This is a genomic window from Actinomadura logoneensis (genome assembly GCF_003428695.1).
GTDB lineage: Bacteria > Actinomycetota > Actinomycetes > Streptosporangiales > Streptosporangiaceae > Spirillospora > Spirillospora logoneensis.
The window spans coordinates 1-10961 of the sequence record NZ_QURH01000155.1; the positions used below are offsets into that span (position 1 = coordinate 1).

General features: G+C 71.8%; 10 protein-coding genes and 1 pseudogene. 5 read left to right on the top strand and 6 right to left on the bottom strand.

The window, feature by feature from the left end; translation table 11 throughout:
• The first annotated feature begins 99 nt into the window (after window positions 1-99).
• Window positions 100-1008: a rhomboid family intramembrane serine protease gene (locus tag DZF91_RS08150; protein ID WP_117356872.1), complete on the top strand. Its 909-nt coding sequence runs from the start codon at window positions 100-102 to the stop codon at window positions 1006-1008.
• Window positions 1009-1521: 513 nt separating this feature from the next.
• Here the strand turns inward: DZF91_RS08150 and DZF91_RS08155 are convergent.
• Window positions 1522-1779 (bottom strand): cell division protein CrgA, encoded by a 258-nt coding sequence (locus DZF91_RS08155; RefSeq protein WP_117356873.1) that lies wholly within the window; start codon window positions 1777-1779, stop codon window positions 1522-1524.
• 78 nt (window positions 1780-1857) lie between these two features.
• On the opposite strand from DZF91_RS08155, the gene DZF91_RS08160 reads away from it, so the two are divergent.
• From DZF91_RS08160 to DZF91_RS08170, 3 genes are all read left to right on the top strand, one after another.
• Complete coding sequence (locus DZF91_RS08160) at window positions 1858-2634, top strand: DUF881 domain-containing protein (RefSeq protein WP_117356874.1); 777 nt, start codon at window positions 1858-1860, stop codon at window positions 2632-2634.
• A gap of 69 nt (window positions 2635-2703) precedes the next feature.
• Entirely contained in the window at window positions 2704-3339 is a 636-nt protein-coding gene (locus DZF91_RS08165) for a class E sortase (RefSeq protein ID WP_235834153.1), read from the top strand.
• Between the two features lie 10 nt (window positions 3340-3349).
• Window positions 3350-3547, top strand: coding sequence for a hypothetical protein (locus tag DZF91_RS08170; RefSeq protein ID WP_117356875.1), 198 nt, complete (start codon window positions 3350-3352; stop codon window positions 3545-3547).
• A 25-nt stretch (window positions 3548-3572) separates the two neighbouring features.
• Here DZF91_RS08170 and DZF91_RS08175 read toward each other — a convergent pair whose 3' ends face one another.
• Complete coding sequence (locus tag DZF91_RS08175) at window positions 3573-3965, bottom strand: hypothetical protein (RefSeq protein WP_117356876.1); 393 nt, start codon at window positions 3963-3965, stop codon at window positions 3573-3575.
• 102 nt (window positions 3966-4067) lie between these two features.
• Here DZF91_RS08175 and DZF91_RS08180 point away from each other — a divergent pair, with 102 nt between their 5' ends.
• Window positions 4068-4649 carry an anthranilate synthase component II gene (locus DZF91_RS08180; RefSeq protein WP_117356877.1) on the top strand — a complete coding sequence of 194 codons (582 nt, stop codon included), beginning with the start codon at window positions 4068-4070 and terminating at the stop codon, window positions 4647-4649.
• A 234-nt stretch (window positions 4650-4883) separates the two neighbouring features.
• Here DZF91_RS08180 and pknB read toward each other — a convergent pair whose 3' ends face one another.
• From pknB to DZF91_RS08200, 4 genes and pseudogenes are all read right to left on the bottom strand, one after another.
• Window positions 4884-6695 carry a Stk1 family PASTA domain-containing Ser/Thr kinase gene (gene pknB, locus DZF91_RS08185; RefSeq protein WP_117356878.1) on the bottom strand — a complete coding sequence of 604 codons (1812 nt, stop codon included), beginning with the start codon at window positions 6693-6695 and terminating at the stop codon, window positions 4884-4886.
• 241 nt (window positions 6696-6936) lie between these two features.
• On the bottom strand, window positions 6937-8409 hold the full coding sequence (locus DZF91_RS08190) for a peptidoglycan D,D-transpeptidase FtsI family protein (RefSeq protein WP_235834154.1): 1473 nt from the start codon (window positions 8407-8409) through the stop codon (window positions 6937-6939).
• 136 nt (window positions 8410-8545) lie between these two features.
• Complete coding sequence (locus tag DZF91_RS08195) at window positions 8546-10192, bottom strand: FtsW/RodA/SpoVE family cell cycle protein (RefSeq protein WP_117356880.1); 1647 nt, start codon at window positions 10190-10192, stop codon at window positions 8546-8548.
• Between the two features lie 3 nt (window positions 10193-10195).
• Window positions 10196-10961: pseudogene (locus tag DZF91_RS08200) on the bottom strand (serine/threonine-protein phosphatase); the annotation flags it as partial.

Below are 10961 nucleotides of genomic sequence, written 5' to 3' on the forward strand. Positions count from 1 at the left end.
GCGCGGGCCGCGGCCGTCCCCCGGACCGCCCGGTCCCCGTCCCGCCCGTCCGGGGCGCGCGCCGGCCCCGCCGCACCCAGGCCCCACGGAGCCGCCACGATGAGCACCGACCGACAGCCCGCCCCCGAGACGCCGGTCCCGACCTGCTACCGGCACCCCGGCCGCGAGGCGCACCTCCGCTGCACCCGCTGCGACCGGTACATCTGTCCCGACTGCATGCGCGACGCGGCGGTCGGCCACCAGTGCCCGGAGTGCGTCGCCGAGGGCAACCGCGGAGTCCGGCGGCCCCGCCCGGCCATGCCCGGCCGGGGACGGTCCGACCAGCCCGTGGTGACGTACGCGCTGATCGCGGTCTGCGTGCTGGCCTACCTCGGCGAGATCGCCTCGAAGCGGGTCGTCCCCGACTTCATGATGCTCGGCGCCCTGGTGCGCACGGACGGCGCGCTGGTCGCCGGCGTCCTGGACGGCGAGTGGTACCGGCTGGTGACCTCGATGTTCCTGCACCAGGAGCCGGACGGCGGGAGCTTCGGGTTCGCGCACATCCTGCTGAACATGTGGGCGCTGTACGTGCTGGGCCCGCCGCTGGAGGTGGCGCTCGGCCGGGCGCGCTTCCTGTCGCTGTACCTGCTGTCGGGCCTCGGCGGGAACGTCCTGCTGCTGCTCCTCGCGCCCTACACCGGCGCGGTCGGCGCGTCCGGCGCGATCTTCGGCCTGTTCGGCGCGTTCTTCGTGGTCGCGCGGCGGAGCGGGGCGCCCACCGGGCCGATCCTGTTCCTGCTCGCGATCAACCTGATCTTCACCTTCTCGGTGAGCGGGATCTCGTGGCAGGGGCACGTCGGCGGCCTGGTGACCGGGCTCGCCGTCGCGTTCGTCTACGCCTACGCCCCGGCCGTCCGGCGGCGCTGGCTGCACATCGCCGCGCCCATCGCCGTCCTGGTCCTGTTCGTGGCGCTCGTCGTCGCCAAGGCCGCCACCTTCACCCCCGACATCAGCAACGGCCTCGCCTGACCACCTTCACGGCCGCTCGCGACCGATCACTCCCACGGCCCGGTAAGGCCTGGTAAGGCCCGCTCGCCCGCCCGTCCGGACGGCGCCCACCCCTGCCTCAGGGGCGGCCCTGACCGGCGGCGCCTGCGGCCCTTTCTCGCAGGCGGTGCGCAGACGCTCGACCTCGTCGCTCCATCCGCCGAACAGCTCCAGCGACGCCGTCCGCGGCCGGTCCAGGTGCAGTCGATCCCTCGGACACGGCCACTGCGCACATGCATCGCGCTGAAACGCGCGTATCCGGCGAACTGGCGGCCCGTTCCGACGTCCTCGACGCCAGAGCCGCTCGCGCGCCCGGACGGCGACGGCGGCGGACGGCGCGTCCGGGCGTGTCGCCACCGCTGCCCCGGGCGCGGTGCGCGGGCAGCACGTCTGGCCGCGTCTCCCGGGGAGGCGCGGCTGGACAGGTCGGGGAAGAACTGTCCCCAGCCTGTGGATAACTTTCGTGGATTCAGATCGTCCGCACGTGGGTAAGGCTCAGCGCCACTTGGTGGAGAGGCCGACGCCCAGGATGATCGCCACGAAACCGATCAGCAGGTTCCAGCTGTGGAGGTCGGACATCACCGGGATGTCGACGCCGGTGGCGGCGCTGACGTAGTAGACGGCGATCCAGGCGAGGCCGACCAGCCACAGCGTCACCATCGTCGGCGCGAGCCAGCGCGGGCTGACCTCGGGGGCCTTGGACTTCTGCGGGGGCGTGTAAACGGCCTTCTTGCGCACTTTGGACTTGGCCACGGTGGGTTCTGTCTCCTCGGGCGGTCGGCCGGCGCACCGGTCCGCGCATGGGTGGATTGTCGGTTAGCGTAGTCGCTGGTGAGCAGCGTACGGCGTCGAGCGTGGGGAAGCATCATCCCAGCTCTCACGGTCCTTGCGGGAGCCCTGTTCGCGGCGAGCGCGAGCACGGCCCGCGGCACCGACCTGCGCGACACCGGGCGGACCCGGATCACCGAGCTGATCACCGCCGAGCAGCGCCGCACGCTGGTCGAACGCGACCGCTACCACCGGCTGCGCCGGGACGTGGACGCGCTGTCGCGGGCCGCCGGACGCGCCGACGCGCGGGTGAACCAGGCCCAGGCGGACGCCGACCGGCTCGCCGCCCGCGCCGGGATGACCCCGATCGCCGGGGAAGGCGTCCGGGTCGTCCTGGACGACGCGCCGCGCGGCGCCCAGGACGCGGCGCCCGCGGGCGCGACCCCCGACGACCTGGTCGTCCACCAGGCGGACGTGCAGGCCGTGGTGAACGCCCTGTGGGCGGGCGGCGCCCGGGGCATGCAGATCATGGACCAGCGGGTGATCGGCACGAGCGCCGTCCGGTGCGTGGGCAATACCCTGATCCTGCAGGGGGTGGTGTACTCGCCGCCGTTCCGGATCACCGCCGTCGGCGACCCGGACCGGCTGCGCGCCGCGCTGGACGCCTCCCCCGCGATCTCGGTGTACCAGCGGTACGTGCGCGCCTACGGCCTCGGCTGGTCGGTGCACGCGCTCCGGCGGGCGTCGCTGCCCGCCTACACCGGGAACGTGGCCATGAAGCACGCCACCGTGCCGAGGGACACGGGCGACGACGCGGCCGGAGGCCGTCCGTCGAACTGACCCGGGGACACCGGGCGCGGCGGCTGCGCGGTTCGGCGGAGCGAGGCGGGGAGAGAGGGGCGGGAGCCGGTGCGGGTGCTGATCCGCGGACTGGGCGAGCTGTGCATCACCGCGGGCCTGATCCTGCTGCTGTTCGTGACCTACGAGCTGTGGGGGACGGGCCGCTACACGCACGAGCAGCAGGACAGGCTCGGCAAGGAGATGATGCGCTCCTGGGGGTCCGCGGGGTCCGGCAAGGTGACGACGGAGCGGGTGAGCCTCGGCAAGGGCCTGGCGATGATCCGCATCCCGAAGCTCGGCGCGTCCTACCGGTACGTGGTGATCGAGGGCGTCTCGCTGGCGGACCTGCGCAAGGGCCCCGGCCACTACCCCGGCACCCAGCTTCCCGGCGAGGTCGGCAACTTCGTGGTCTCGGGGCACCGGACGACCTACTCCGCGCCCTTCAACCGGATCGGCCGGCTGACCAGGGGCGACGAGATCGACATCGACACGCGGGACGGCAAGTACGTCTACAGGATCACCGACAAGCGCGTCGTCGATCCGACGGACGTCGAGGTCACCGCGCCCGTGCCGTTCCATCCGGGAGCGCGGCCCACCAAGCGGATGATCACCCTCACCACCTGCCACCCGCTGTACTCGGCGGCCGAGCGCCTGATCGTCTTCGGCGAGCTGTCCGCCCAGTACCCGCGGGTCACCGGAAAGTAGGAGGACGGGCATGTACGCGTTGATCTGGCGGCTGCTCCCCGGGGATCGGCGGGTCAAGGCGGCGGTCGCCGCCGGGCTCGTCCTGCTGGTGGCGCTGATCCTCTGGTACGGCGTGTTCCCGCTGGTCGAGCCGAACCTCCAGTTCGACCACGGCGTGATGAACGGCGACGCCCCCACCTCGCCCGCGCCCACCCCGTCCCGCCGCTGACCGCTCACCGGCTCAGGGCGGGCGGTCAGCGGAGGCGGACGCGGCGCCACGGCCCGGGACGGTAGACGCCGTGCCGGTCGATCGTGCCGCCGCGCGCGAACATCCACTCCGCTCCGAGGCTGACGAGGGACGAGCAGGACGTCGAGCCGACCCCGCGGCGGTTCACCGCGTCCACGTACAGCGTCGTCGGCGTGCCGGGCTCCTTCAGGGCGACGGTCATCCGGACGGCGCGTCCGTCGGGCCGGACGTCCCGCGCGCAGACCTTCGTCTTCAGGTACTCGCCGCCCATGCCGCGCGGCGGACCCCAGTAGCCGAAACCGGAGAGCCCGCGGACGTCCTCGTAGTCGAACGTCCCGTGGTCGGCCGGGGAGGCGGAGAACAGGAGCGGAACGCCGGACAGGAGCGCGCGAACGAGCATGGGGGCCTTTCTGATCTCGGAGGGGTCCGGGAAGGTTACGCTCCGCGTGCGCCGCCGCACCGCCGTTCGCCGCCTTGTGGTGGTTCAGGGGAGAATGGCCGGGTGCGTGTTCTCGTCGTGGACAACCACGACAGCTTCGTCTTCACGATCGTCCAGTACCTGCGGGAACTCGGCGCGGACTGCCGGGTCGCCTTCCGCGAGGACGTCTCGATGGCGGACGCCCGCGCGGCGCACGGCGTCCTCATCAGCCCCGGCCCCGGCCATCCGGGGGAGGCGGGCGTCTGCCTCGACCTGGTCTGGGACGCCGTCGAACGCGGTGCGCCGCTGCTCGGCGTCTGCCTCGGCCACCAGGTGATCGGCCACGTGTTCGGGGCGACGGTCGACCACGCGCCCAGGATCGTCCACGGCGAGACCAGCCCGATCGCCCACGACGGCGCGGGCGTGTTCGCGGGCCTGCCGGACCCGTTCGCCGCCACCCGCTACCACTCCCTGGCCGTCCACCCCGAGACCGTGCCGGACGACGTGCTGGACGTGACCGCGCGCACCCCGGACGGCGTCGTCATGGGCCTGCGGCACCGGACCGCGCCCGTCGAAGGGGTCCAGTTCCACCCCGAGTCGGTGCTGTCCGCATGCGGCCACCGGCTGTTCCGCAACTGGCTCGCGACCTGCGGACCAGTGGCTTGACCGGGACCCGCGGGGTTTGCGGCGAAAATTCTGAGTGCCGCATGTAACGCCCATACCTCCGGGTACGAAGACCATAGCGAGAGGGCTTCCGCCATTGCCCCCGAGTGGCGGAAGCCCTCTTCCATGTCCAGGCGGCCCCCGCGACCCTCCCGACGCCGCCGACACCAAAGCGCCCGAACGCCGAAGGCCCGGCCCCCTCCACGGGGACCGGGCCTTCGCGCGATCAGCGGACCGTCACTGCTGGGGCGGCGGGCCGCCCGGCTGGTTCTGGTCCGGCGGCGGCGACGTCGGCTGCTGGGGCGGCGTCACGATCACCGTCACGGACGACCCCGACGGCAGCTTGGTGCCCGGAGCCGGGCTGACGTTCCACACCACGCCCGGCGGGATCGTCGCGTCCGGCGACGGCTGCTCCTGGACGACGCACGACAGGTGCAGCACCTTCAGCCGGCGGCACGCCACGTCCTTCGGCAGGCGCTGCAGGTTCGGGACCGCGACGTCCTGCGTGCCGGACGAGATGTACACCGTGACCGACGAGTTCGGGGCGACCTGCTCGCCCGCCTTCGGGTCGGTCCTGATCACCATGCCCTGCTGGACCTCGTTGGACGCGAGCCGCTTCACCTCGACCTTGAAGCCGTGGCCCTCCAGGGTGCTCTTCGCGTCGGCCTCCGACTGGCTGCTGACGTCCGGGACCTCGACCTTCTTCGGCGGCTCCGGACCGCGCGACACCACGAGGGTGACCATCTGGCCCTTCTTCACCGAGGTGCCCTCGGCGGGGTCGGACTTGATGACCTTGCCCTTGCCGACGTCCTTGCTGAACTCCTTCTGCGGGTCGGCGGCGACGGTCAGGCCCTGGCCCTTGAGCGCCTGGGTGGCCTCGTCCACGGTCATGTTGCTGACGGCCGCGATCTTGACGGTGTCGTTGCCGCCGTCCGGCGCGAGCAGCCAGCCGAGCAGCGCCGCGACCGCCAGCACGGCCACCGCCGCGCCGATCCACGCGGCGGCCTTGCCGCCCCCGCCGCGCCGCCCGTGGTCGCGGTCGTAGTCGCCGTCCTGCCGGTAGTCGCCGTACTGGACGGGCGGCAGGTCGTAGCCGTCCTGCCGCTGCACCTGCTGCGTCGCGCCCATGACCTGGGTGTGCTGCGGCTGGTGGACGGCCGTGGGCGCGGCGCCCATCAGCATCGTGGACGCGGCGGTCGACGCCACGGGCTGCCCGTGCAGGGCCCGCTGGATCTCCTGCCGGAACTCGCTCGCGTTCTGGTACCGGTTCGCCGCGTCCTTGGCCATCGCCTTGAGCACGATGGCGTCCGCCCAGTGCGGGATGTCCGGATCGATCTGGGACGGCGGCGTCGGCTCCTCCCGGACGTGCTGGTAGGCGATCGCGACCGGGGAGTCGCCGGTGAACGGCGGCCGTCCGGTCAGCAGCTCGTACAGCACGCAGCCGGTCGAATAGATGTCGCTGCGGGCGTCCACCCGCTCGCCGCGCGCCTGCTCGGGCGACAGGTACTGCGCGGTGCCGATCACCTGCGCGGTCTGGGTCATCGTGGACGCCGAGTCGTGCATCGCCCGGGCGATGCCGAAGTCCATGACCTTGACCTCGTGCTGCCGGGTGAGCATCACGTTGGCCGGCTTGATGTCGCGGTGCACGATGCCGCCGCGGTGGCTGTAGTCCAGCGCGCGCAGGATCCCGTCGGTGATCTCCAGGGCCTTCTGCGGCAGCAGCGCCCGGTTCTCGCGCAGCAGGTCGCGCAGCGTCGAACCGTCCACGTACTCCATGACGATGTACGGGATCGGGGTGTCGCCGATCGCGTCCTCGCCGGTGTCGTACACCGCGATCACCGACGGGTGGTTCAGGGACGCCGCGGACTGCGCCTCGCGCCGGAACCGCTCCTGGAACGTGGGGTCGCGGGCCAGGTCCGAACGCAGCGTCTTGACCGCGACCACGCGGTCGAGCCGCAGGTCACGGGCACGGTAGACCTCGGCCATGCCGCCGCGTCCGATCACGGACTCCAGCTCGTAGCGGCCGCCGAGCAGCCGAGGTTGACTCATCTGTGCACATTCCCTCGTACGTCGTCACCCTGTCCCCCGAACCTAGCCGCCCGCCGCGCGGACGCGGCGGAGCCGGGCTCGGAGTTGACGGAGTCGTGGCGCGTCCCGGTCCGGCCGGGAATGTTCCCGGCCGAGGGGGGCGCCGCGCTCCGGCCGGGGCGTGCCGCCGGTTCCGGGCCGGGACGGGGCCCGTCCGGACGGAGGCGCGTCCCGTCCTGGCTCCCCGAGAGGGTACCCGTGCTCACTTCTTCATCACCGCCTGCATGATGGCGGCGGCGATGGGACCGGCGCCGTTCGCGCCGTCCCCCTTGCCCTCGGTGACCACGGCGAAGGCGTAACGCGGGTGCTCGACCGGGCCGAACCCGACGAACCAGCGGGCGTTCGGGATGTCCGTACCCTGCTCGGCGGTGCCGGTCTTGCCCGCGATGTCGTCGCCCTTGAGGTTGGTGGCGGTGCCCTCGGACACCACGGCGCGCATCATGTCCCGCAGCGCGCTCGCCGTGTCCGGCTTGATGGCCTGGGAGAAGAGCTGCGGGGACGCCTTGTACACCTCGGACTGGTCCTTGGCGGTGGCGCGCTGCACCACGTACGGGCGCATGATCTTGCCGCCGCTGGCGACGGCCTCGGCGACCATGGCCATCTGCAGCGGGGTCGCGCGGACGTTCTCCTGGCCGATGCCGGAGCGGGCCGTGCCGTCCTTGCCGGTCGGGATGCTCTTGCCGGTCGACAGGTCGGGGACCGCGAGCGGGACCTCGCTCTTGGCAGCCTTCATCAGCGGCTCGACCTGCACGTTCTGCCCGAACCCGAACTTGGCCGCGCCCGCGTTCAGCTTGTCGATGCCGAGGTCCAGTGCCATCTTGCCGAAGGTGGTGTTGCAGGACTCGGCGAAGGCGCCCTTCAGCGACGCGGTGCCGGCGCAGCTCCCACCGTCGTGCGAGTTCGGCAGCGGACGGCCGGACTCCGGCAGGATCAGCTGGCCGGACTGGACCTGGGAGTTCTCGGTCAGGCCGAGCTCCTCCATGCCGATCGCCGCGGTGACCGTCTTGAACGACGAGCCGGGCGGGAACGTCTGCTGCATCGCGTTGTCGATCAGCGGCTTGATGACCGTGGTGGCGTGGTCCAGTTCGTCCAGCCGCTTGGCGCCCTCGGCACCGCGCTGCGGGGCCACCTCGTTCGGGTCGAACGTCGCGTTGGACGCCAGCACCTTGATCGCGCCGGTCCTGATGTCGACGACGGCCGCGCCGGACCGCCGGGCGGTGCCGTTCACGAGCTGCTGGTAGGCGACCCGCTGCGCCCTCGGGTCGATGGTCAGGTCGACGTTGCCGCCCTCGGGCTTCTTGCCGATGAACTGGTCGAACCAGCGCTGGTGGGTGATCCGCTTGTCGGTGCCGGCGAGCAGCGAGTTGTAGGCCAGCTCGACCTTCGAGCCGCCGCCGTTGAAGAAGCCGGTGACGGGGGCGAAGACCTTGCCGTCCTTGTAGTTGCGGCCGTACTTGGGGTTGTCCTTGCCGGTCGGGGTGGACCAGGCGAGCACCTCGCCGCCCGCGGTGATCTGGCCGCGCGGGTTGTTGAACACCTGGCTGATCTTGCGGGTGTTGTTGACGTCGTTCTGCAGCTTCTCGGCCTGGCTGCCCTGGACGTAGTTCACCTGGGCCATCAGCCCGAAGAACAGCAGCAGGGCGAACACGGCGACCCGCCGGACCGGCTTGTCCATGTTCACGACGCGGCTTCTCCTCGCTGGGGGGCTTGGGGGCTAGAGAAAGGAAGGAACCGGGCACCGGAGGCGCTCCGGTGCGACAGCGTGCCACCGGACGCCGGGCGCGGGCCCGGCGTCACGGTCGGACGGCAGGTCATCGCAGGCTCACGATCTGGGTCATGCCCTCGTCCTGGATGGCCTGCGGCGCGGGCTTGCGGGCGTCGTGGCTCATCCGGACCAGGATCGCGATCAGGATCCAGTTCGCCATCAGCGACGACCCGCCCTGGGACAGGAACGGCGTGGTCAGACCGGTCAGCGGGATCAGCTTGGTCACGCCGCCGACGATCACGAACACCTGCATCGCCAGGACGAACGAGACACCGCCCGCGAACAGCTTCAGGAACGGGTCGCGCGCCGCGACCGCGGTCTTCATCCCGCGTTGGACGATCAGCGCGTACATGAGCAGCAGCGTCATCAGGCCGGTCAGCCCGAGCTCCTCGCCCATGGAGTCGAAGATGAAGTCGCTGAACGACAGGGGCGTCTGCCAGGGCTTGCCCTGGCCGAGCCCGGTGCCGAGCACCCCGCCCTGCCCGAGCGCGAACATGCCCTTCATCAGCTGGGCGCTGTCGGAGTACTCGCCGCCCATCTTCGTGCAGGCCCACCAGCCGGGACCGACCAGCCGGGTCTGCACCGCCGTGGCGTTCTGCCCGGCGGCCTCCTGCTGCTGGGCCTTGGCCTCCAGCGTCTGCTTGGCCTGCTTGAAGATGTCGGTGTTCGGGTTGACCGGGACGACCTTGCCGTTGGTCATCAGGCAGCCGCCGTCGAAGTACGGGCGGGGGTTCTGCCAGATGTCGATGCGCTGGTTCACGTGCGCCATGAACGGCAGGAGCGTGACGACGAACACCGCCAGGGCCAGCAGGCCCACACCGATCATCACCCAGGAGACCCGCTGCGTGGCGATGTACACCATCGACACGAACAGGCCGAAGTACAGCAGCGCGGTGCCGAGGTCCTTCTGCATGAACAGGACGCCGAGGCACAGCAGCCAGATCACCAGGACCGGGCCGAGGTCGCGGGCGCGCGGCAGCGACAGCGGGCCGATCTTCTTGCCGATCAGCGACATCGCCTGCCGCTTGTTCACCAGGTACCCGGCGAAGAACGCGACCAGCATCAGCTTGGCGAACTCACCCGGCTGCACCGAGAACGGGCCGATGTGGATCCACACCCGCGCGCCGTTGATCTCCGCGCCGATGCCCGGCACGATCGGCAGCAGCAGCAGGATGACCGCGCCGAGGCCGATGATGTAGGTGTAGCGCTGCGCGGTCTTCGGCGTGAACGACAGCTTCGCGTCCGGCTTGGTGGTGTCGCGCATGATCGCGATCGCGGCCACGAACAGCGCGATCCCGACGAACGTCCAGATCAGCTGGCCGGGCGCGTCCGCGGCGTCCGGGATGACCTTCTTGCCGGCCAGCTCGGCGACCTTGCGGTCGCGGCTGGTGTCCAGGTCGAGCCGGTAGATCATGGCCAGGCCGAGGCCGTTCAGCGCCACCGCCAGCGGCAGCAGCAGCGGGTCGGCGAACGGCGCGAACCGCAGCTGCGCCGCGTAGGCGATCAGGGCCAGGACGACCAGGCCGCCGCCGTAGCCGAACAGGCCCGCCGGGATCGATCCGTCCCGCGCCAGGCCGACCTCGGCGAACGCCGCCAGCGTCAGCACCATGGCGAACACCAGCAGCGCCAGCGACGCCGCGTTGCGCCGCTGGTACGGGATCTGGGCGCGGATCTGCTCCCCGAGTGCGTGCATGCGTTACGACCTGCCCCTCGACGGCGCGGGGCAGTCCTTGATCGTGGGGTGCGCCCCCCGACACAGTTCCACCCGGGCGGACAGCTCGGCGATCTTCTTGTCCGCCGCGGCGACCCCGATGTAGGAGAACTTCCCGTCGCGGACGGAGTTCTGGTCGGACACCGGCAGCTCGGCCAGCGTGATCGTGCCCGGCCGGACGGTCGTCGGCGCGCAGTCGTTCTGCTCGACGCCGCGCCGGACCGCGACCTTGCCGCCGTCGTCGCGCAGGCTGTACCGGCACACGGCGCGGACCAGGTCGTCCAGCGCGGCCGGACCCTTCACCGTGTAGGTCGCGCGGACGGCCTGGGCGCGGTCCTGCGGGAGGTCGGAGACCTTGATCGGCGGGTTCGGCTGCCGGTCGGCCTTCCGGGACAGGCTGATCATCGGCATCTTCTGCGTGGTGCCGCGGAACAGCACGACGTTGCCGTTCTCCTCGCCGATGTAGTAGCCGGCGCGGGCGGTCTGGATGAAGAACACCCCGGCGCCCGCGACGGCGGCGACGAACACGCCCGCGACGACGACGAGCCACAGCCAGCGGCGCGGGCCGCGCTGCGCGCGCTTGGCGGCGCGGCGCTCCCGGCGTCCGGCGGGCTGGAACTCCTGCTCGCCGGCGTACTGGTGCGGCTCCTGGTAGCGCGGGTCGGGGACGGTCGCCTGCGGACCCGTGCCGCCGGGCCCGCCGGGCGCGCCCTGGGGGCCGCCCGGGTGCTGCATCGGCGGCGGCATCTCG